Source organism: Salinigranum marinum, assembly GCF_024228675.1.
In the GTDB taxonomy this organism is placed as follows: Archaea; Halobacteriota; Halobacteria; order Halobacteriales; family Haloferacaceae; genus Salinigranum; species Salinigranum marinum.
On sequence record NZ_CP100461.1, the window covers coordinates 3916181 to 3937397 of the forward strand.

Here is a 21217-nt window from a genome sequence, read left to right on the forward strand (position 1 = left end):
GTCACCCTTTTTACCGGCGGCTCCAAGGTTCAGACATGAGCGAGAGCGACGACAAGTACCCCACAGAATCCGGACGACGCCGGTTCGTCAAGGGCGTCGTCGGGGGGGCAGCGTTGGCGGGCGTCGGCGCTGCCGGTTCGGCGGCCATCAACTCCGCGACGACCTCCCCCGGCGCGGGCGGTGGCCCCACCGAGGCGTACGCCATCGAGAACACCGCGGGGCCCGCCCCGCGCGGGATGCCGCTCATTCCCGTCGAGATCGACTCGGAGGGGTACCTCAAGGGCGTCTGGCCCGAGGTGCGGACGGAGACCCAGAACGGGATCGAGATCGAGATCGCGGCGACCGAGGACTTCCGCGGCAGCGGCGTCACCTACTCGTCGGAGTGGTTCCAGTACTGTGGCGTCCAGTCGTACCCGCAGCTCGCGCCCTCCTACGACGGTGACAACTTCTTCCGGTCCGACTCCGGGGCGTACACGTGGCAGCAGGAGACGTACGAGGCCGGCGATCAGCTCCACGTCGACGACTTCTCCGATTACCAGGAGTGGGGGAACGAGTTCGGGACGGCCGGCATCGGCAAGCCCGCCACCGGCACCTGGCGCTCGACCGACTCCGACGACACCATGCCCATTCAGGTCATCAAGAGCGACATCGTCGAGCAGCGAGCGCCGGAGGTCGGCGGCTTCTTCGAGGCCGCGACCCAGGAGGGGTTCATCGCCTGGCTCAACAAGTGTACGCACTTCTGTTGCGTTCCGGGCTGGAAGCAGTCGGGCGACGCCGCCAAGTTCGGCGACGCCGATGGCGTCTACTGCCAGTGCCACCAGTCGATCTACGACCCGTTCTCGGTCGTCCAGACGCTGTTCACCGCACTGCCGCGTCCCGACTAACCGCCGCTCACCGGCGGGAACAGCGCCAGTTCGTCCTGCTCGTCGACCGGCGCGTCGAGCCCCTCGTCGCTCGTCTCGACGTTCGATCCGTTCTTCAGCACGTTCACGTGGTCGTAGAGCCGGCCGTCGTCGTCGAAGACGCGCCCGTCGAGCCCCGGCCGCGCCTCGACGAGCGCCGTGAGCGCCTCCCCGACCGTGGCTCCCGCGTCGAGTTCGACGGTCACGCGACCGTCGCCGGCGCGCTCTTTCAGGTCGGCGAACAGCTTCCACTCGAGTTCCATACTCCCCTCTCGGAGGCCGCGACTCAAAGAGGGTTGCGACGACGGCGGTCCGATCCGTCGCAGGTCGCGGCCGCGATCGGAGGCCAACGCCGTGCGGACGACGGCGCGGCCACCCTCACTCCGGTCGGCCGACGCCGAGGGCGGCCCACGGCCGGAGGTCGATCACCGAGAGGCCGACGAGGAGGGCGAAGCCAGCGGGGGCCGTTCGGAACCGGGGATCGCCGGCGAAGGGAGCGCCGACGAAGAGCGCGAGCGTCAGCGAGGAAGCGGCGTAACAGAGCCGCCCGAGGGTCGCTCGGGTCGTCTCGGGGGTCAGCCAGGGGATCAGCGCGACGCCGCCGAACGCGAGCGCCACCGCGACGCCGATCGTGGCCGACAGCGACCCGACGAGGAGCCCGACGGCCGCGCCCCCGTACGTCGCGACGCCGAGGGCGTGGTTGAGCAGGACGCCCCGCCTGAACACCGCCCAGTAGCCGCCGGCGAACGACAGGCGGTCGCTCGTGATTGCCGGCCACGGACGGCCCGCCGAGAGGTGCCCCTCGCGGAGCGCGCCGACGACGAGCGGCGTCACGACCGCGAGCACGAGCACGGTCGGCTTGAGGTGTGAGGCGGCCCGCGGCGACCGGAAGATCAGCCACAGGACCGGCGCGGAGAGGAGGAACACCTGGGCGAGCCCCTGGTAGCCGCTGGTCCAGAGCCACCGGCCGACGGTCGTCGAGAGACGGTCGGGCGTGGGAGCCGACTCCGCAGCGAGTCGCCGGTCGTCGTTGGTCTGCAGCCGGTCGGTGCCTGAGGACATCGGCAGCCGTCGGTACGGAGAGCTCGCAGTAAAGCGTTTTTCCGGATCGAATCGGAGAAAAACGTTTCTCCCCGGCTCAGTTCGTCGTCGCCCCGACCGCCGACTCGGCCGACGGTGGCACTTCGACGACGACGCTGGCGCGCGCTTCGAGTCGGCGGAGCATCTCGGGACGGGCGACGACGTACAGGGTGTCGCCCGCGTCGATCGTCCGCGAGCGCGTCGGGATCGCCTCGACCGACCCCGACGCGGTGCGGACCGCGGCGACCGTCACGTCGAGCGAACCGAGCGTCTCGCCGACGACCGCCGACGCGTCGGTGACGGCCACGGCGGCCATCGTCTCGTCGGCCGCGCGGAGCAGGGAGGCGAACTCCCGGTCGGCCTGCGGCTCGGCCGGGAGCGAGACGAGCCGGTAGCTCGTCGCCGCGTCGAGCAGGCCGGCGTCGACGGCGTCGACCGCGAGGGTGACGACGTCGCCGGATCGGGCCCGCAACTCGCCCGTGAGGAGCCGTTCAGGCGGGTGACGCGTCCCCTCCTCGTCGTCGCCCGCGCCCGGATCGACGCGCGCGGGTCGCCACACCTGCACCACGTCGCCCGGACTCGCGGCGTGTGCGGGGTCCGCCCGGACCGAGACGGCGACGGTGCCGTGACCGAGCGTCGGCCCCAGGCCCGCAGCCCGACTGCCAACGGCGAGATACTCGATCACGCCGCGGTCGGTGATCTCGACGTCGACGTAGCCGATGCGGTAGTCGTCTTTCAGTCGGGCGACCAGCCGGTCGCGGAGTTCGTCGACCGAGAGCCGGTTCGGGAACAGCAGGGTCTTCTCGCCCATCTCCGCTTTCAACTCCGCCGACACCGGGTCGTAGCTATCCATGTCGCCGATCTCGTCCGCCTCGGGGAGGGTGACCGTCGTGACCCGCCCGACGGTGCGGACGATCCGTGACACCTCCGCGTCGAGTTCCTTCGCGCCGGTGACGGCGAAGACGTCGGTCGCCACGCGGTCACCGGCGCGCCGGCCGACGGGCGTCGCGAGCCCCGCGAGCACGATGGCGACGACGTTGAACACGACCGCGTCGAGCGCGAAGATCCCGCTCGACGCCCCGCCGACGAGCTGGCTGAACAGCCCGACCGTGTTGAGATACAGCGCGACGACCGAGAGGCCGAGCAGGGTCGACACGCCGAGCGGGACCGGCTCGCGGGTGTACCACCGGAAGACGAGCGCGGCGACCCCCGACACCCCGCCCGCGGCGAGGACGAACGCGAGGAGTCGACCGGCGTTCTGCGCGAGTGTCGGATCGTCGAGCGGGGTCGCCTGGATGAGTGCGAGGGGTGTCACGCGGCCACCTCCGCGAACGCGGCGAGCGCGTCGCGCCGCCCGACGACGAAGAGGTCGTCGCCGGCCGCGACCGACTGTGACCCGCGCGGGGTGATCCGCCACACACCCTCGTGGCGGACCGCGAGGACCACCACGGCGTAGCTATCGCGGACGCTCACTTCCCCCAGGGTGACGCCGTCGAGCACCCCACCCTCCCTGACCGTGAGCTTGCGGAAGCGGTGTCCGCCCCGCCGGAGCAGCGAGATGAGCTCGAACTCGCGCCGGACGCCGCGGGAGTTCACGACGAGCCGGTCGATCGTCGACGCCCCGAGGAGGAACTCCGCGTCGGCCCGGCTGACCGAGACGGTGACGCGCCCCTCGCCACCGGTCGCGGTCGGCGTCGCCGGTGCCGGCGTCGACGCGTCGGTCCCGCCGTCGGTCGCGGCCGCGTCCGACGGTTCGGCTTTCGCGTCGCTCTTCGCGCTGAGGACGGTTCCCGAGACGGTCCGACCGTCGGCGGTGACCTCGACCCGGTCGCCTACCGCTAACCCGGTCGGGATCAGCGCCGTCACAGAGACGGCCCGTCGCCCGGCCGGGATGCGTTTCGAGAGCGCGCCCACGGGCGGTGCGGCGTTCACCGTCGCACGTGCGTCCTCGTCGAGGCGGACCGAGACGTCGGCGAGGTCGAACTCCGAGCGGAGCCGGTCGGCGAACCTGGTTTCGAGTTCCACGAGCGGGATGTCGGCCGGAAACGTCCACTCCCCGTCGCGGACGCTCGCCCGGAGGTCGGCCGGGAGCGCCGGATACCCCTCCATGTCGCCCACGTCGCCGGCGACGGTGACACGGACCTGTCCGCGCCCACCGACGAGTTCGACGACGTCGGTGTTGAGCGTTCGTTCGGTCAGCTTGCGGAGGTTCAGCCGCTTCGGGACCGCCGTGCCGAGCTTGTCGCCCTGGCTGTGGGCGTACAGCGAGAGCATCAACACGACGAGCACGGCGACGATGAACCGCTCGCCCGAGCCGACGAGCGCCGGGTCGTACAGCGCCATGAGCCCCCCGTTGGCCCCCGCGATGGCGAGCGAGAGGACGACGACCCCGAGCCCGGGGATTGTCACCCCCGTGACGTACTTGAAGACGAAGCCGAGCGCCCCGGAGACCAGCGCCGGGATGATGCCGGTGAGGAGTCCGAGGTAGAGCCCGAACAGCACCTCGATCGGGAGCGAAGCCATACTCTCGCTCACTCGCGGGGCCGGTATACAAGTTCCGTCCCGTCGGATTCCCCTGCGACCGCGCTACCCGACCGAGCCGTTTAATACATCCAGTCCACCCAACGACGGGTATGGTCAGCCGCGAGTGGATCGGGGGACGGGCCGCAGTCCTGTTGACCTTCGCGGTCGCACTCGCGTCGATCGTCACCGGCATCGCCAACATCGGTGCCCCGCCCCGCCCGATCGGGCCGATCGCGACGGTCGTCCCCGCCTTCGTCCCGACGATCGCCGGCTTCACGGGCGCGCTCACGGGGTTCGTGCTCCTCGCGAGCGCGTTCGGCCTCCGGCGGGGGCTCCGCGCCGCGTGGTACGCGACGCTGGTTCTGCTCCCCGTGACGGCGCTCCAGGGGGCGTTGCAGTCGAACGAGCGGGCGGTACCGCTGGTCGCGCTGTCGGCGGTCGCGTTCGTCGTCCTCGCGTTCAATCGGAAGCGGTTCCACCGCGACCTCGACGTGTCGGCGACCGAACTGGCCGCGCTCGCCGCCATCGTCGGCGCGCAGACGTACGGCACCGTCGGCGCGTACGCGCTCCGCGACGAGTTCACCGGGCTGAACAACCTCGTCGACGCGTTCTATTTCGCGCTCGTCACGGGCTCGACGGTCGGCTACGGCGACATCACCCCGGCGACCCCGATCGCTCGACTGTTCGGGATGTCCGTCCTGCTCGTGACGGTCTCCTCCTTTGCGGTGGCGCTCGGGGTGTTGCTCACGCCCGCCATCGAAGCACAGCTCTCCAAGGCACTCGGACGCATGACAGAGACACAGCTCGACCTCCTCGAAAACCACGTCCTCGTGCTCGGCTACGGGGACCTAACGGAACCGATCCTCGAAGAACTCTCCGGCAAGGCGCGGTACGTCATCCTCACCCAGGACACGGAACGGGCGCGACTCCTCACGGAGCGCGATCTCGACGTCTTCACCGCGGATCCGAGCGACGTCGAGTCGCTCGAACGCGCCCGCGTCGACACCGCCCGCGCGGTCGTCGTCGCCACGAACAACGACGCCGAGGACGCGCTCGCCATCCTCACCGCGCGGCAGTTGAACCCCGACATCAGGATCGTCGCGGCGGCCTCCAACCGGGAGAACGTCGAGAAGCTCAAGCGCGCGGGCGCGAACACGGTCATCAGCCCGACCACCCTGGGCGGGCACCTGATGGCCGAGTCCGCCCTCGGCGGCGACTCCGAGAAGGTCGAAGAGCAGGTGATGGAGGTCCACCCCTCGGAGGACGACCCCGTCGAGGAGCCGAACGTTGAACCCGACGCCGACGGCGACCCCGACCGCTGACGCGTCGTTGGACTGTCGACTCGGCCCGTTTCGTCGTCTCTCTCGACCGGTGACAGTCTCGAGCGGTCGTGCTGCATACAGGGCGCGAATCGTTCACCGACTGGTTTCCTTTCACTCCTTGCAGATTTGCACCGAGTAAGACTATGATACAGCGACACGTAGTAACATGGTCGAGGTGTCCCATGGCCGAAACAAGACCGCTTGAGCACAAACAGATGATCGAGCGGTATCTTACGGCGTTCAACGAGCAAGACGTGGACGCTTCACCCGAGTTAGTGACTGAGGATGTTCTTGCTCAGGGGTTGATCGGTGCCGATGGGGATGTGAACGGTATCGAGGAGTATGGCGAATGGTGGAGAGAGACGTTGTCTGGTCTCCCGGATGCCCATATCGAAATAGACGATTACTTGCAGTCCGGGGAAAGGGCTGCTGCACGCTGGACCTTCACCGGAACTCACGAAAAGGACCTCTTTGAGATTCCTGCGACGAATCGGGCCTTCGAGATTACAGCCCTTGCGCTCTTCCGAATGGAAGGCGGGAAGATCGCCGAAAAGAGGTACCGACAGGACGATCTCGGCATGCTCCAACAACTCGGCATCATCGAGGTGGACTGACGTTCTCCCGACCTCTCCTGTACTCTCACACACTACTATCTTCGATATTTCAGTATTGAGGTCATCGATCTCTCATGACACCGTTCCTGTCTGTCGATGATGACATACCCTCTGTCTCGGGCACGCTGTTATTGATGGGAATCGTTCAGTTAGCTGAACTGAGGCGCTAAGCCCCCTTCTTCAGCGATCGCCGACCGAAGGGAAGCCGCCTGCGGAGTCTAGAGCCGCTGTGTCCACGGCGGATGCAAGCTCCGACACAGAAACAGGAAGTCCCGACCTCAACAAGCGAGGGCCGAGCAGGTCCGAGCGCGGTAGGTCGGGGGAGTTCACCGAGGGCACTGCTGCATACAGAGCACGTATCGACCAACGAATTCGCTTTTGCCGGACGCTGAATTGAGTTGGTACAGATAGCGGTAGGCAGGTCTGTATTCGTTCGCTGAGGACTCCGAGGCACGTCTGTCTAAGGCCTTACTCGCCGCCACTCACCGGGTGACGATTACCGGGATGGGCGACTGGCGGACCACCTTCTGGGCGACGTTCCCGACGACCAGCCGATCGACTAACGAACCGCTGTGGCTACCGAGTACGATCGCATCGAAGTCGTCGGCTCTGTTCAAAATCGCCCGGGCCGGATGACCCATCTGAACGTCGGTGGCGATCTCGACATCGTACTCGGCGGCGAGTTTCCGGGCGTCCTCGAATACCGCCTCAGAGCGCTCTTCAGCGGCCTCTTCCGGATCCTCCTCGAGAGCGAGTGCCGTGGCTGCTCCCGCCATCAGTGACGGTTCGCCCACGACATGTAAGACCGTGATCTCCGCCTCGGGATGGTTCTCGAGAGCGTACTCGAGCGCTCGCTGGGCCATCTCCGAATCGTCCATCGGGACGAGAATCCGTGATATCACATCCAGACTACGGTCAGGACGTGTATAAAATGGAAGCTCGCTCGTCTCAGGCTCTGCGTCGGACTGGCACCAGCTGCCGGACTCATCGTGTTTACCGTGAGTCACTTCCGCTGGGTCGCCGCCCCGTCCCGGCGACCCAACGGTAAACAGTCACAATAAACACTATCACCGCTGAATTCAGCGCACGGGTCGTATCACCCACCGAGGAGTTCGACGAAAACTCACCTCAGGGGTTCCCGCGATCGAAGACGGCGACGTCCGTCTCGATCTCGCCGATCCGCTCGAACGTTGGGGGGGAGATGAACCGTGAGGCCGCCGACCGGTCGCCGCTGGAGCCGATGACCACTAAGTCGTAGGCGCCGGCGTTCGCCGTGAGGTACTCCGTCACGGCCGAGCGGGCGACGCGGGTCTCGGCCGGCCGTTCGACGGTCTCGACGAGGTTCGCCAGTCGGGTCTCGGCGGGTCGCCGTTCGACCTCGCGACTGATGCAGGTACAGACGCTCAGGTCCCCGCCGTCGCCGGTGAGCCGCGCCGCGAAGTCGATCATCGCGTGTGCCGAGTCGCCGGGCCGGGCGACCATCACCAGCACGCGACGCCAGTCGCGTCGCCCGGTCGCCGAGCGGAACGCGATGGCGTCCTCCGGGCCGCCGAAGACGCCACGGACGTACTCGGTGAGCGTGCCGTCGTCGGCCTCGTACGGCGTGACGACCAGGTCACAGCCGGTGTCGCGGACGGACCGGAGCGTCGCCGTGATCGGGTCGCCCTCGGTCACGACGACCTCGCAGGCGACGCCGTCGGCGACCGTGTCGGCGACCCGGTCGAGACGCTCCCGGACGGCTGGCGCGGTCGCCTCGTCGGTCGCGTCGACGAAGCCGAGGAGGACGACCTTCCCCGCGTCGTGGGCCGCGGCGAGCCGCGAGCCGAAGACGGCGGTCGCCTCGGCGGCCCAGTCGGGGCCGCGCATCGGGACGAGGACGCGGTCGTCGGCGGCGACGGTGCTGTAGAGGTAGCGCGCCCGCTTCTCGTAGAACCGCCCGCGCCAGACGTAGAAGACGCCCGCGACGAGCGTGCCGAAGACGGCGACCGAGAGGACGTACGCCTGCGGCGTCGCCCGGTCGGTCACGAGGACGAGCAGTGCGGTCGAGAACGCCGCCGGCTCCTCGACCTGCAGTGCCCACGTCACCCCGCCGGTGAGGAGGATCGACAGCGCCGCGCTCGCCGGCAGAACGCCGAACCTGCCCGTGGGCGACCCCGAGACGAGAAGCGTGAGTTCGAGCGCGGCCCAGCCCGCGAGCGCCCCCAGCGTGAGGCCGCCGACGAACTTCACGGGCGACGCGTACTGCCCCTCGGGGTCGGCGAAGAGGGTGTAGGTGCCCGATGCGAGCGGCGGGAACAGGAGGAACGACAGTTCGGTCAGGGCGTTCGCGACGACCGTGACGCCGCCGATCAACAGGGGGACGAACAGCAGGATCGTGAGGTGGATCAGGTTGTTCGTGTTCTCGATCCACCGACGGAACTCCGTGAGTTCGCGGCGCTCGATCCGGCGGAGCCGCCGGCCGATCGCGACGAGTCGGGCGACGAGAGAGTCGAGTGCCACGGCTGTGACCCGATTACAGGTCGACGACGGCGTCGAGCGTCAGCGCGATGGCGCGCTCGACGTTGTCCTTCGCCTTCTCGGGGAGTTCGTCCTCGGAGTCGGCCCCCTTTTGCGTGCCCTCGACGAGGTTGCCGTCGACGGTACAGATCGCCCCCGCTCGGAGCCCCTTCCGCCGCGCGAGGGTGAACACCGTGGCGGCTTCCATCTCGACCGAGAGGATGCCGGCCGCCTCCCACTCGCTGACGTACGCCTCGGTCTCGGCGTAGTAGGCGTCGTCGGAGACGATGGGGCCGACGTGGACGTCCTCGTCTCGGGCTTCGGCGCTGTCGACCAGCGCTCGGAGCACCTCGAAGTCGGGGACGGCGGGGAACTCGGCCGGTTCGTACCGCTTGGAGGTGCCCTCGTTCTTCGCCGCGCCCGAGGCGACGATCATGTCGCCGATCTCGATTCCCTCCTGCAGTGCACCGGTGGTCCCGACGCGGACGAACGTCTCGACGCCGACGCGCGAGAGTTCCTCCACCGCGATGGCCGCCGACGGACAGCCGATGCCCGTCGAGCAGATCGTGAGGGGACGGCCCTCGTAGGTGGCGTTGACGACGGTGTACTCCCGGTTCGTGGAGACGTGCTCGACGTCGTCGCAGTGGCCGGCGATGCGTTCGACGCGCCCCGGGTCGCCCGGGACGAGCGCGAGGTCCGCGACGTCGCCCTCCTCGACCAGGAGGTGCGGTTGCTTGCCCATACCCGGCGTCGCGCAGCGGAGGGTGAAAAAACGCGCGGGTGCGCCGGGGGTCGGCGTCCCGCCCGCCCCGGAATCGGCCGGACGACTCTTGTCGACGGCAACCGGAGACGGAGTATGACCGCTGACACCGCGGACGACCTCTCGGTCAATCGGTTGTTCGGCGGCGGCGTCCTCGCGGGTGCCGTCGTCGGCCTCGTCGCCTTCGTCGCCGGCGTCGACACGGCCTTCGCCGTCGGAACCGGCCTGTTCGTCGCGGTACTCGTGGCCGCGGGCGGCCTCGCCGTCCTCGGTCGCGGCCGGTAACGGTCGCTCTCGGCTCCGCGGGCGTGCTTACTCTCACTCCAGCCCGCGCGACCGAAGCGCCTCGACCGCCGCCCACGAGAGGTCCGCGCGGGCCCCGCGGATCTCCGACGCCAGTGCGCCGCAGGCGTTCGCCACGACGAGCGCCTCCCCGTGGTCCGCGCCGTCGAGCGACGCGGCGATGAAGCCCGCCGCGAAGGCGTCACCCGCGCCGGTCGTGTCGACGGCCGCGGCCGCGAACCCACGGTGTGTGTGCCGCTCGTCGTCGCCGACGACCTCGGCCCCCTCGTGGCCGCGCTTCCTGACCACGACGCCGCCGACGTCGGTGACACAGCGCGCCTCGCGGTCGTTCAGGAAGACGACGTCAGCCCGCGCGAGCACCGGCTCGAAGTCGCGGGCCTCGACCTGCCGTCCCGGGTCGACGCTTACCGTGAGGCCGGCCGCCTGTGCCCGCTCGGCGAGGCGGGTCGCCGTCGCCGGGGCCTGACCGGTGAGGTGGAGGTGCTCCGCCGGGGCCAGCGCCGCCTCGGGGACCCCCGCGGCGTCGAACGCCTCGTTCGCCCCCGGAACGCCGAACACCATCACCTCGCCGACGTCGTCGACGGCGATGTACTTGACCGCGGTCGGCCGGTCGGGGGCCGTCTGGATGTGGGTCGTATCGACGCCCGCGGCGGCCAGTTCGTGGCGCGCCTCGGTCCCGTTGCTGTCGCCGCCGACGCTTCCGAGCAGCGCCGTCTCCACGTCGAGGCCGACGAGGCCGCAGGCGACGTTCGCGGCGCTCCCGCCGCCGCCGGCCTGCAGTTCGCGGACCTGCGCCTCCCCGTCGGGTCCGGGCAGGTCGTCGACGTGGAGCGTCACGTCCCAGTTGACGTGGCCCACACAGATGACGCGCGGCATCTCTCGTACCAGTCAGCGCCCGTCTTCAAAACACCTCCGCCGTCTCGGGGTCGGGGTTCGAACGGCCCGCCGATCGGTGTCTGGTATTTTTGACTGTTCATCGGCCTACGGGACACGTTCAGCGTACGTGCGTCCGTCCTCGGCCGACTCCGACCCGGCTCCCGACCGAGGTCACGCGATCGCGAACAACAGCAGGTTGTGCGCCCCCGGCCCCAGTCCGACCGCGGCGACGAACCCCAGGAGGAGCGACCCTTCCCGGGGATCCTCCCGCATTAGGTCCGCGAGGAGCACGACCACGACGCTCGCGACGACGAGCTTCACCACGACGAACAGCCAGCCCGCGCCGATGACGTCGGCGGTCGGGAGCGCCGCCGCGACCTCGATGATGACGCGCGACAGCGGGGTCCGCTCGCCGAAGCCAAGGATGTCGATGCCGACCGCAGTCGAGACGCCGTCGAGCGCGTGTCCGACGACCGCGAGCGCCCCGACCGAACCGGCGACCTCGACCCCGGGAGCCACCCGTCGCAGGAGCCACCACGCGGCCGCCCCGACCACGAGGCTCACGGCGAGTGCGACCGCGGACCAGAAGGGAGCGAACGTTCCGCGGGCGAGGCCGACGGCGATGCCCGCCGCGCACGGGGCGACGAACGCCGCGAGGCCGGCGAATCCGAGCGCGCGCGGGGCCGTCTCGTCGTCGAGGCCGGCGTCGGTCGCGAGCCAGGCGACGCCGCCGACGACGGCGACGGTGAGGTAGACGGCCGGCGTCCCCCCGAGGGGCCCGAGAAGTGGCGGCAGCGCGTCGACGACGTACAGCGCGTGGACGCACGATCCCGCGAGGATCCAGGGGACGAACGCGAGCACGTGTCGGCCGTCGAGCGCGGGGTCCCGCCGGGTCGCGCCGACGCTGACGGCCACGACCCCGGCCACGAGAACGACGAGGTACGGCAGCGGCGGCAGGGCGAACCCCTCGGGCAGGACCTGCAGGATCGTCATGCCGTGTCGACCGTGACCTCGGAGTAAACCACTTACGCTCTCGTGTGGTCGCTCACTGTCGGCGGGGTTTTTGTCCGTGCCCCACGGCGAGGAGAGAGTAGATGCCAACACGACGACAGTGGCTCCGGCGCGCCGGCGGCGCTTTCGGTGTCGGTCTCGCTGGCTGTGCGGCGGCCCCGCGGGCCGCGGACCGGTCGGCGTTCGACCCGCTCGCACCGACACCGCTCGACGAACGCGCAGTCACGGCGTTCCGCGGCGGGCTCCACAACCGCGGGTACGTCGACGTGGCCGTCCCCTCGGCGGTCCGAGTCGACTGGTCGCTGCCCGTGAACCGCGGTGAACACACCGCCGCGAAGTCGACACCGGTCGCCATCGGGGGCGACGTGGTCGTCGCCGGCGACACCGGCGAACTGCGGCGCGTGGGATCCGATGGGGAGACCCGGTGGACCGCCCGCGTCGAGCCGACAACCCGTGGCATCCACGGCACGCCCGCGGTCGCCAACGGGCACGTCTACGTCGGCGCGTACGACGGGGCGCTCTACGCGTTCGACCTCGCGACCGGCGACCGCCGGTGGCGGACGAAACTCGGTGACGCGATCGGCTCCAGCCCCGTCTACTACAACGGGCACTGTTACATCGCCGTCGAGTACGCCGAGCCGAGCGGGAGCGTCGCCGCGGTCCACGCCGCCTCGGGGGAGGTTCGCTGGATCGACCACTGGCCGACGGACCACCCGCACTCGACGCTCGCGCTCGCGCGCGACACCGGCCGGCTGGTCGTCGGCGCGAACGACGGCACCTGTTACGCCTGGTCGTTCCCCGGCCTCGAACGCGCCTGGACGTTCGAGACGAGCGGGGCGATCAAGGGTCCGGTCGCGGTCGTCGATGGGCTGGCGGTCTTCGGCTCGTGGGACCACCGGGTGTACGCTCTCTCGCTCGCCGACGGGAGCGAGGTGTGGTCGTTCGCGGCCGACGCCGACGTGATGTCCGGCCCCGCCGTCGCCCACGGTCGGGTGTACGTCGGCAGCCACGACACGCGCCTGTACGCGCTCGACGCCGCCACCGGGCGGGAGCGGTGGCGGTTCGACACCGACGGCTGGCTCATCGGCTCGGTGACGGCGACCCCCGACCACGTGCTCGTGGGCTCGTACGACGCCAGGCTGTACGCGGTCGACGCCGCCTCGGGCGAGGAGACGTGGCGCGCGACCGGCCGGGGTCAGGCCACGAGCGCCGCGCTCGTGACGGACGACGCCGTCTACTACGCCGAACGGGCGACCGAGGATCGGGCGGGGAACCTGTACCGGCTGGTCTCGGGGTGACCGGCTCCCGCCGGGCAGGCGTCCGATCGACCCCCGCGTTTTTACCGTCAGTTCACGTCTCACGACGCATGGACCGCAGCGAGTTCGCCGCCCGCATCGACCACACCGTCCTCGGCCCCGAGACCCCGCCGGCGGACGCCGAGCGCGTCGTCGACGAGGCGCAGGGCTACGGGATGAACGCCTGCATCCCGCCCTGTTACGTCGCGGAGGCCCGCGAGCACGCGCCCGACCTCACCATCGCGACCGTCGTCGGCTTCCCCCACGGCCAGCACGCTACGATCGCAAAACGTGAGGAGGCGGCGACGGCCTGGCGCGACGGCGCGGACGAACTCGACGTCGTGCTTAACGTCGGTCTCCTCCACGCGGGCGAGGACGCCGCGGTCCGCGACGAACTCACCGAGATCGTCGCCGCGGTCCCGATCCCGGTGAAGGTCATCATCGAGACGGCGCTCTTGGACCGAGAAGAGAAACACCGCGCCTGCAAACTCGCCCGCGACGCCGACGCCGACTTCGTCAAGACCTCGACGGGCTTCGCTGACGGCGGCGCGACGGTCGAAGACGTCGAACTCATGGCCGAGTACCTGCCGGTGAAGGCCAGCGGCGGCATCGGGAGCTACGAGGAGGCGAAGTCGATGCTCGATGCAGGCGCCGAACGCATCGGCGCGTCGTCGGGCGTCACCATCGTCGAGGGCTTCCCCGAGTGAGTCGCAGACCCACAGTCGAGCCTCAGGCGGTGGACTTCGTCTGGGGCCGCTCCCGCCTGTCGGCGACCATCCCGCCGATCGCGCCGCCGACGATCCCGGGAACGCCGGCGACGACGACGAGCACGAACAGCGTGAGCGTGAGTGTCAGCCCTGCGAACAGCCCCTCCGCGACCGTCCCGACGAGAATCAAAGCGAGCGAGACGACGATCGCACTGATCGACGTGGCGAGAAAGCCGTTGAGCGCGCCGTCGCTAGGGCCGAAGCGGGCGACGTAGCCGGCGGTAAACCCGCCGAGGAGTCCGCTGAGTCCCTGGACGATGGCCGGGTAGGTCGCCCCCGAGTACGGCAGTGTCGACCCACCGACGATGCCGATGACCAACGCGACGAGGAATCCGACCCCGATCGCTCTGCTGTTAATTCTCATTCCGCTGTAACGGTGCGACACGTAAAAATTTAAACAATTTTCAAGGATTGCCTGACGGTATCGGAAATCATCCCGTTGTCGGACACTCACTCGAATCCGTCACACTCGCGGTGGCGCGACTGACAGTCGATACCCTGGCCGTAACCGCGAGCGAACCCTGCCGGCGCGAAGCCAGAGGGGTTCGCACCCCGACGTTCATATCCGAAGCCGTGGCCACCCGTCGTGTGACCTGACAACGGCCGCGACGCGGTACGGAGCGCGCCTGCGCTCGACCATACCGGCACAACCGCGTCGCGCGAGCGAGCGTGCCGGTCGTTCGCCACACCTCTGTTCCTCACCCCGACCCGAGACCGTCGTGTTTTTGCCCGTTCGACGGCAAGCGCGAGCGAAGCGAATGGCCCGGTATCACATCGAGACGTACGGCTGTACGTCCAACCGCGGGGAGAGCCGACAGATCGAGTCGGCGCTCCGCGACGCGGGACACTACCGCGTCGACGGTCCGGACGAGGCCGACGTCGCCATCATGAACACCTGCACCGTGGTGGAGAAGACGGAGCGGAACATGCTCCGTCGGGCCAAGGAACTCGAAGACGAGACCGCGGACCTCATCGTCACCGGCTGTATGGCGCTCGCCCAGGGCGACCTCTTCCGCGAGGAGCACGTCGACGCTCAGATCCTCCACTGGGACGACGTCCCCTCGGCGGTGACGAACGGCGAGTGTCCGACGCCCGGCCCCGGTGTCGAACCCGTCCTCGACGGCGTCGTCGGCATCCTCCCCATCGCCCGCGGCTGTATGAGCGACTGCTCGTACTGCATCACGAAGCGGGCGACGGGGAAGATCGACTCCCCACCGGTCGAGGAGAACGTCGAGAAGGCCCGCGCGCTCGTCCACGCCGGCGCGAAGGAGCTCAGAATCACGGGCCAGGACACGGGCGTCTACGGGTGGGACCAGGGCGAACGAAAGCTGCCCCAGCTCTTAGAGCGCATCTGCGACATCGACGGCGACTTCAGGGTCAGAGTGGGGATGGCCAACCCGAAGGGGCTCCACGGCATTCGCGAGGAGCTCGCACGGGTGTTCGCCGAGAACGAGAAGCTCTACAACTTCATCCACGCGCCCGTCCAGTCGGGGTCGAACGCCGTCCTCGGAGAGATGCGTCGCCAACACCAGGTCTCGGAGTACGTCGAGGTGGTCGAGACGCTCGATTCGTCCCTGGACTACTGGACGCTCTCGACGGACTTCATCGTCGGCTTCCCCACCGAGGACGAGGCCGATCACCAGCAGTCGCTGGCGCTGCTCCGCGAGACGCGCCCAGAGAAGATCAACGTCACCCGCTTCTCGAAGCGCCCCGGCACCGACGCCGCGCGGCTGAAGGGACTCGGTGGCACGATCAAGAAGGAGCGATCGAAGGAGATGTCGGAGCTGAAGATGGCGGTCGTCGGCGAGGCGTACGACGAGATGGTCGGCACCACCCAGGAGGTGCTCGTCGTCGAAGACGGGACGGGCGACTCGGTGAAGTGCCGCGACGGCGCGTACCGGCAGATCGTCGTCCAGCATGCCTCCGACCACGGGCTCGAACCCGGCGACTTCTGCGCGGTCGAGGTGACGGGGCACCAGACGGTGTACGCCTTCGGCACGCCGATCTGAACGCCTCGATCCCGACGACCCGCTCTGCGTCGATCGCTCGTACCCACCGCACACTGCCGTCGACCGGTGGCCTCTTGTCGCCGCCGCGTCCGCGTCCTGTGTGGCCCCTCCAGACCGATCTGACGGCCGTCTCGGCACCGTCGCCCCCGCAGCGGTCGTCCTGTTGCTGTTCGCCCTCTTGGTCGTGGTCGCCGGCGCGTGGCCCCCGTTCGTTGCGGTCGAGAGCGGAAGCATGGAACCGCATCTCGAACGCGGCGACCTCGTGTTGCTGACGGCGACCGACCGGTTCGCTCCTCCACACGCCACCGACGCCGGCGTCGTCACCAGCGCCACGGCGTCGACGTACCGCCGGCTCGGTGCCCCCGGCGACGTGATCGTCTTCGCTCCGCCGTCGCGCGACGGTTCGCCGGTCATCCACCGCGCGGCGTTCCGCGTCGAGCGCGGCGAGAACTGGTACGACGAGGCGGATCCGGACGCACTGCCCGCGTCGGTCAACGGCTGCGACGACCTCGCTCACTGTCCTGCTCCGCACGCCGGTTACGTCACCAAAGGCGACGCCAACGGCGCGTACGACCAGGCGGGACGGTTCACCGTCGTCCGCGACGCCCGGCTCCGCGGCAAGGCACAGGTCGCGATCCCGTGGGTCGGACACCTTCGACTGTTGCTCGCGGGTGCCTGACGTTGTCGGGACGCCGTCGGCGACGCCGCCCTTCCGGATGAGTGCACGCCGCCCTACCGGAGGTACTCGCCGTGAAAGCCCAGCGGCAGGGCGTGTGGGAGCCACGCCCGCGCCTCCGCTCCGAACGTTCGGGCGTCGAGCACGAGCAGGAACGACCGCTCGCGGTCGCGGTTGAGCACGACCGAGAGCACGACGCCGTCGTCCTCGGTCGCGCGTTCGTCTCCGGCGCCGTCCCGGCCGTCGCCGCCGTCATCGTCGCTGGCGTCGGCACGCGGCACGAACACCGGCTCGCCGGCGAAACAGTCGTGTTCGCGCCACACGGTCTCCGACCCGTCGGTGACGTCCACTTTGACCAGGCCGGTCGCCGCCCCGTCACCGGTTCGCTGCGCGTACGCGTACCGGTAGGGACGACGCCGAACCGTGGGTGCGGTCCGCGGGAGCGCGACGTCGTCCGCGATCGGCCGACTGGTCACCCGTCCGCCGCCGACCGGGAGCCGGTACCGGCGGAGTTCGCCGGTCGCCCGCCGGATACCCTGTTCGACCCGATCGAACGCGAGCGCCCTGACGACCGACGCGTCCGCGAACGCGACGAGGTCGACGACGACCTCGCGACCCGCGGCACCGTCGCGCTCGAACGCGTTCACCGTGTGGAAGAAGAAGAACGGCGGTCCAGTGACGGTCTCGACGGAGCCGTCCGCGCGATCGACGAGGTGAAAACGGGTCCCGCGGTCGCCGTCCCAGCGGAAGGCGTCGACGAACGACTCGACGCCAGGGGAGAGAAAGCGGCGCGGGTCGGCGGTGAACGGCACCGCCGGGACGACGGCGTACCGGTCCGTGAGCCCGATACTGTGGACGTATGCGGGTTCGGCGACCGGGATTCGGGCGATCTCCGTCCGGCTCCGAGCGCCGTCGGGGAGCCGGTAGACGTGGTACGACGACTCCCGGCCGAACCGGAGGGTCAGGCCGACCTGCTCGGCTCGCTCCCGATCGCGTTCGAGGTGGGCCGCGGTCCACTGCCCGGGGAGGTCGTCGTCGAACGTCCGCTCGCCGAACGTGACGAGCCGCTCGGGATCGAAGGCGACCATCCGCGGCGTCTCGGTGAGCGCGACGTGCCGCCCGGCGACGCGCGCGACGGTGACGTTCGCGTTGTCGGTGGCCGTCGGCATGAGGAGCGATCCGACTCGCCTGAGGAGCGAGGTCGGACCGGTCCCGAACTCGGTGGTGGCGACGTCGCCGTTCACGCGCGAGCGGTACGCCGCAGTCCGGAGGAAGCGGTTGGTGTACCGCACCTCGCCGTCGGCGAAGCCGAACCGACGGAGCATGGCGAGGCCGTCGAACCAGTGGTTGACGCGCCCCGCCGCCGTCTCGAAGTGGGCCGGCCCGTTGCGGACGAGCGCGCCGTCGAGCCAGGCGGGGACGGTGCCCTCGACGTCGAGTCGTCGGTCGCGCACCTCCTCGGTGAGCGTCCGGAACCACGGGTGCATACGGTGTGGGCGGCCGCTGGCGGCAAAGCGCTACTGGCCGCGGCGACCGCCGTCGGGCACGGTCGAGTTGCCGTCCGCGTCGAGGTCCGCGTCGTGTCCGTCCTCCTCGTCGAACAGTCGCTGGTCGAGGAGATCGGTCGTCTCGTCGTCCTTCCACTCCCCGAGTTCCCGCGGATCGACGTGGACGAAGACGTCGTCGACCTGCGGTAGTTCGCGGATCGACTCGATGACCTCGGTCTCGATGTCGTGCGCTTCGAGGAGTGTCATCTCGCCTTCGACCTCGATGTGGAGGCTGACGTCGATCTCGGGGCCGACGTAGTGGGCGACGACATCGTGTGCGCCCTTCACGTCGGGGTGGGCGAACGCCCGCCGGAGGATCTCGACGCGGAGGCTTTCCGGTGGGGCCGCCCCGACCAGATAGTTGAGATTGTCGCGGACGATCTCGTAGCCGGTGTAGAGGATGCCGAACGAGACGACGCCCGCGGCGATGGGGTCGAGGATCGGAAAGCCCACCGACGCCCCGAGCACGCCCACGATCGCCGCCCCGGCGGTCAGCACGTCGTTGCGGTTGTCGAGCGCGGTCGCCTCCAGCGCGGGCGAGTGGTAGCGCTCGCCCATCCGGAGGCAGTACCGGTAGAGGCCGATCTTCACGAGCGCGCCCACGCCGAGCACGCTTAGCCCGAGCGGGCCGGCGACGCCGCCGTAGTCGCCGGTCGCGACCGACGAGACGGCCTGCCAGAGCACGGCGATACCGGCGGCGAAGACGCCCAGCGCGATGACGAGCGAGACGAACGGCTCGATGCGCTCGTGGCCGTGGGGGTGCTCGAAGTCCGGCGGCTGGGTCGTGAGATACAACCCCGCCAGCACGACCAAACTGTAGACGGCGTCGGACAGGCTGTTGACCGCTTCGGAGCCAACCGCGAGGCTGCCGGTGAGGTACCACGCCCCACCCTTCAGGAGCGCGAGCACGAGGTTCACCGCGAGGATGACGGCGCCGACGCGCCGCACCGCATCCGACCGGTCCATCACTCCCCGTTGGCCCGTGGAGGTCAAAGACGCTTCGACCGACGGCACCGGCATTCAGTCGAACCGCAACCGCACGGCACCGGTCTCCGTCACCGACGCACCGGGCTGTGCCGCGAAGGCGTCGTGGACCCGCTCGTACGTCTCCGCGATCGCCTCGACGATGACCGACGTCTCGGCGATGACGGGCATGAAGTTCGTGTCGCCGTTCCACCGCGGCACCACGTGGGTGTGGAGGTGGTCGGCGATCGACCCCCCGGCGGGGCCGCCGAGGTTCAGCCCGGCGTTGAACGCGTCCGGGCCGAGCCCCGCCTCCAGGGCGTCGAACGTCCGCGCCTTCAGCCGCGCGTGGTCGAGCAGTTCCGCCTCGGTGAGCGCGCCGTACTCGCCCGTGTGCTGGTACGGGATGACCATCACGTGCCCCGGGTTGTACGGGTAGTTGTTGAAGAGGACGAACGTGTGTTCCGAGCGTGCGACGACGCGCGCGTCGGCGTCGTCGCCGCGCTCGGGGAGGGTACAGAACGGACAGCCGTCGTCGGCGTTGTCGCCCTCGCGCTCGACCCACTGGATGCGCCAGGGGGCGAAGATCTGGTCCATGTTTCCGCCAGTCGCGGCGGCCGCTTAGTCCTGTTCGTCCGCCGCGAGTCGCCCGAATCGTGGCCGCGAAAACCGACGGACATCGGCGAGGTGGTCGGGTAGAAACCCAACTAGTTGGGCACGTGTTTCAAACACGGAGTTGTAGAAGTAAATTAATGACGGACGAATCCTTAGCGCCGTTCGATGGCTACGCGACCATCAGACACAGACGGGATGACCGAACCCTGCGAGGAGTGTGGGCGAGAGACGCTCCATCGGGTTCAGGTCGAGCTTCGAACGGAGAGTTCGAAGCCGGAGAACGCGGAGTACTCGCGCGAGCCGTATCGCGTGTCCACCTGCCTCGACTGCGGGGTGACCTCCGCGCGGCGGATGAACGACGCCTGAGCCGGACGGGCGCTCTTTTTTCGGTGGTCGCCGCCGAGCGACGGCTACGCCGTCGTGATCTCGCAGCCGTCCTCGGTGACGATGACGGTGTGTTCGGCCTGGCTCACCATCCGGCCGTCTTCTTCTTTCAGCACGGGGTAGCCGTGGAGGACGCCCTGGCGGGAGAGCCGCTTGATCGCCATCTCCGCCCGCGGCGTGTCCACCCACCGCGCGGCGAACGGGAGCGTCCGGTAGTTCTCGGTAACGTGGTCGAGCACCTCGCGGGCCTGGCGGTTGCGGACCGAACGCTCGTGTTCGAGGCTGTAGATCTCCTCTTTCGAGCCCTCGCCTACCTTCCCGCGACCGTCGGTCGCGAACGGCTCGATAGCGACCACGTCGCCGACTTCGAGTTCGACCCCTCGATCCGTCCCCCGGTTGGGGATGTTCGGGCCCGTGTGGGCGTCGTACTGGGCGACGCCGTGGCCCGAGAGGTTCAACACGGGCGTGAAGCCGTAGCCGCGGATGACGTCCTCGATGGCCTTGCCAACCGTGCCGGTCTCGACGCCCGGGCCGACCTCGTCGAGCGCGGCGTCGAGCGCCTGTTCGGCGGCCTCGGTCAGTTCGTCCTCGCCGGCGAGGTCGACGGTGACGGCGGCGTCGGCGATGTAGCCGTCGACGTGGACGCCCAGATCCAAGCAGACGAGGTCCTCGCCGAACGCGGTGTCGTCGTCGCGGGCGGGCGTCGAGTGCGACGCCTCCTCGTTGACGGAGATGTTGGCGGGAAAGGCGGGGCCGTCGGCGAGTTCGTCGATACGCGCTTCTGCGTGCTCGGCCACTTCGAGGTGGGTCACCCCCGGTTCGACCATCTCGCGCGCCTCGTCCATCACCGTCCGGAGGATCTCGCCGGCCTCGCGGTACTTCTCGACCGTCCCGTCGTCGAGGGGTCCGATTGCCATGCCCCCGCTTTGCGGGAGGCGCGGAAAGAGGTTGCGGGCCGTCCATCCGCCGCCGACCGTGGTGTGTCCCCGTCTCGATCCGGACCGTTGGGACCGCATCCGCCTCGCCACCATGTCTCTATCCATCTATATAGATGACTTAGCAACCCTTTAGATA

Annotated in this window: 23 protein-coding genes; 9 read left to right on the forward strand and 14 right to left on the reverse strand. The window is 69.4% G+C overall.

What is annotated here, in order from left to right; genetic code table 11:
* Nucleotides 1-35 precede the first annotated feature (35 nt).
* Entirely contained in the window at nt 36-884 is an 849-nt protein-coding gene (locus NKJ07_RS19625; protein WP_318568470.1) for a ubiquinol-cytochrome c reductase iron-sulfur subunit, read from the forward strand.
* On the opposite strand, the gene NKJ07_RS19630 is transcribed toward NKJ07_RS19625, so the two are convergent.
* The 4 genes from NKJ07_RS19630 to NKJ07_RS19645 form a co-directional block, all read right to left on the reverse strand.
* Entirely contained in the window at nt 881-1165 is a 285-nt protein-coding gene (locus tag NKJ07_RS19630; protein WP_318568471.1) for a ubiquitin-like small modifier protein 1, read from the reverse strand. The genes NKJ07_RS19625 and NKJ07_RS19630 overlap by 4 nt on opposite strands.
* Nucleotides 1166-1280: 115 nt before the next feature.
* Complete coding sequence (locus tag NKJ07_RS19635; protein ID WP_318568472.1) at nt 1281-1964, reverse strand: DUF8215 family protein; 684 nt, start codon at nt 1962-1964, stop codon at nt 1281-1283.
* 76 nt (nt 1965-2040) lie between these two features.
* Nucleotides 2041-3297 (reverse strand): TrkA C-terminal domain-containing protein, encoded by a 1257-nt coding sequence (locus NKJ07_RS19640; RefSeq protein WP_318568473.1) that lies wholly within the window; start codon nt 3295-3297, stop codon nt 2041-2043.
* Nucleotides 3294-4505 carry a potassium channel family protein gene (locus NKJ07_RS19645; RefSeq protein ID WP_318568474.1) on the reverse strand — a complete coding sequence of 404 codons (1212 nt, stop codon included), beginning with the start codon at nt 4503-4505 and terminating at the stop codon, nt 3294-3296. Before NKJ07_RS19645 ends, NKJ07_RS19640 begins: the two co-directional genes overlap by 4 nt.
* A 110-nt stretch (nt 4506-4615) precedes the next feature.
* On the opposite strand from NKJ07_RS19645, the gene NKJ07_RS19650 reads away from it, so the two are divergent.
* Together NKJ07_RS19650 and NKJ07_RS19655 are read left to right on the forward strand one after the other, a co-directional pair.
* Nucleotides 4616-5827: an NAD-binding protein gene (locus NKJ07_RS19650; RefSeq protein ID WP_318568475.1), complete on the forward strand. Its 1212-nt coding sequence runs from the start codon at nt 4616-4618 to the stop codon at nt 5825-5827.
* A gap of 182 nt (nt 5828-6009) precedes the next feature.
* Complete coding sequence (locus tag NKJ07_RS19655) at nt 6010-6441, forward strand: ester cyclase (protein WP_318568476.1); 432 nt, start codon at nt 6010-6012, stop codon at nt 6439-6441.
* 482 nt (nt 6442-6923) lie between these two features.
* Here the strand turns inward: NKJ07_RS19655 and NKJ07_RS19660 are convergent, their stop codons facing one another.
* The 3 genes from NKJ07_RS19660 to NKJ07_RS19670 all read right to left on the reverse strand — a co-directional run bounded on the left by NKJ07_RS19660 (nt 6924) and on the right by NKJ07_RS19670 (nt 9679).
* The gene (locus tag NKJ07_RS19660; protein WP_318570504.1) at nt 6924-7343 is read right to left on the reverse strand and encodes a universal stress protein; all 420 of its coding nucleotides are present in this window, start codon (nt 7341-7343) and stop codon (nt 6924-6926) included.
* 226 nt (nt 7344-7569) lie between these two features.
* Nucleotides 7570-8940: an HPP family protein gene (locus NKJ07_RS19665; RefSeq protein WP_318568477.1), complete on the reverse strand. Its 1371-nt coding sequence runs from the start codon at nt 8938-8940 to the stop codon at nt 7570-7572.
* Between the two features lie 13 nt (nt 8941-8953).
* Nucleotides 8954-9679 carry a guanosine phosphorylase gene (locus NKJ07_RS19670; protein WP_318568478.1) on the reverse strand — a complete coding sequence of 242 codons (726 nt, stop codon included), beginning with the start codon at nt 9677-9679 and terminating at the stop codon, nt 8954-8956.
* Between the two features lie 114 nt (nt 9680-9793).
* Here NKJ07_RS19670 and NKJ07_RS19675 point away from each other — a divergent pair, with 114 nt between their 5' ends.
* Entirely contained in the window at nt 9794-9982 is a 189-nt protein-coding gene (locus tag NKJ07_RS19675) for a hypothetical protein (RefSeq protein ID WP_318568479.1), read from the forward strand.
* 33 nt (nt 9983-10015) lie between these two features.
* Here the strand turns inward: NKJ07_RS19675 and NKJ07_RS19680 are convergent, their stop codons facing one another.
* Both NKJ07_RS19680 and NKJ07_RS19685 read right to left on the reverse strand, forming a co-directional pair.
* The gene (locus tag NKJ07_RS19680; RefSeq protein WP_318568480.1) at nt 10016-10876 is read right to left on the reverse strand and encodes an ATP-dependent ribose-1-phosphate kinase; all 861 of its coding nucleotides are present in this window, start codon (nt 10874-10876) and stop codon (nt 10016-10018) included.
* A gap of 171 nt (nt 10877-11047) precedes the next feature.
* Entirely contained in the window at nt 11048-11860 is an 813-nt protein-coding gene (locus NKJ07_RS19685) for a DUF63 family protein (RefSeq protein ID WP_318570505.1), read from the reverse strand.
* 110 nt (nt 11861-11970) lie between these two features.
* Here NKJ07_RS19685 and NKJ07_RS19690 point away from each other — a divergent pair, with 110 nt between their 5' ends.
* On the forward strand, nt 11971-13185 hold the full coding sequence (locus tag NKJ07_RS19690) for an outer membrane protein assembly factor BamB family protein (RefSeq protein WP_318568481.1): 1215 nt from the start codon (nt 11971-11973) through the stop codon (nt 13183-13185).
* Nucleotides 13186-13253: 68 nt separating this feature from the next.
* Entirely contained in the window at nt 13254-13889 is a 636-nt protein-coding gene (gene deoC / locus NKJ07_RS19695; RefSeq protein WP_318568482.1) for a deoxyribose-phosphate aldolase, read from the forward strand.
* Between the two features lie 22 nt (nt 13890-13911).
* Here the strand turns inward: deoC and NKJ07_RS19700 are convergent, their stop codons facing one another.
* On the reverse strand, nt 13912-14313 hold the full coding sequence (locus tag NKJ07_RS19700) for a DUF5518 domain-containing protein (RefSeq protein ID WP_318568483.1): 402 nt from the start codon (nt 14311-14313) through the stop codon (nt 13912-13914).
* A 394-nt stretch (nt 14314-14707) separates the two neighbouring features.
* On the opposite strand from NKJ07_RS19700, the gene NKJ07_RS19705 reads away from it, so the two are divergent.
* Both NKJ07_RS19705 and NKJ07_RS19710 read left to right on the forward strand, forming a co-directional pair.
* On the forward strand, nt 14708-15958 hold the full coding sequence (locus NKJ07_RS19705; RefSeq protein ID WP_318568484.1) for a tRNA (N(6)-L-threonylcarbamoyladenosine(37)-C(2))-methylthiotransferase: 1251 nt from the start codon (nt 14708-14710) through the stop codon (nt 15956-15958).
* Between the two features lie 100 nt (nt 15959-16058).
* Nucleotides 16059-16637, forward strand: a complete 579-nt coding sequence (locus tag NKJ07_RS19710; protein WP_318568485.1) for a S26 family signal peptidase — start codon at nt 16059-16061, stop codon at nt 16635-16637.
* A gap of 53 nt (nt 16638-16690) precedes the next feature.
* On the opposite strand, the gene NKJ07_RS19715 is transcribed toward NKJ07_RS19710, so the two are convergent.
* Genes NKJ07_RS19715 through NKJ07_RS19725 form a run of 3 tightly spaced genes read right to left on the reverse strand, consistent with a single transcriptional unit; the run spans nt 16691 to nt 19741 of the window.
* Nucleotides 16691-18121 (reverse strand): carotenoid oxygenase family protein, encoded by a 1431-nt coding sequence (locus NKJ07_RS19715; protein WP_318568486.1) that lies wholly within the window; start codon nt 18119-18121, stop codon nt 16691-16693.
* Nucleotides 18122-18151: 30 nt separating this feature from the next.
* The gene (locus NKJ07_RS19720) at nt 18152-19147 is read right to left on the reverse strand and encodes a cation diffusion facilitator family transporter (RefSeq protein ID WP_318568487.1); all 996 of its coding nucleotides are present in this window, start codon (nt 19145-19147) and stop codon (nt 18152-18154) included.
* Nucleotides 19148-19201: 54 nt separating this feature from the next.
* Complete coding sequence (locus tag NKJ07_RS19725; RefSeq protein WP_318568488.1) at nt 19202-19741, reverse strand: HIT family protein; 540 nt, start codon at nt 19739-19741, stop codon at nt 19202-19204.
* A 183-nt stretch (nt 19742-19924) separates the two neighbouring features.
* Between NKJ07_RS19725 and NKJ07_RS19730 the strand changes: the two genes are divergently transcribed.
* The gene (locus tag NKJ07_RS19730) at nt 19925-20125 is read left to right on the forward strand and encodes a DUF7835 family putative zinc beta-ribbon protein (protein ID WP_318570537.1); all 201 of its coding nucleotides are present in this window, start codon (nt 19925-19927) and stop codon (nt 20123-20125) included.
* 44 nt (nt 20126-20169) lie between these two features.
* On the opposite strand, the gene map is transcribed toward NKJ07_RS19730, so the two are convergent.
* Nucleotides 20170-21060, reverse strand: a complete 891-nt coding sequence (gene map / locus NKJ07_RS19735) for a type II methionyl aminopeptidase (RefSeq protein ID WP_318568489.1) — start codon at nt 21058-21060, stop codon at nt 20170-20172.
* Between the last annotated feature and the right edge of the window lie 157 nt (nt 21061-21217).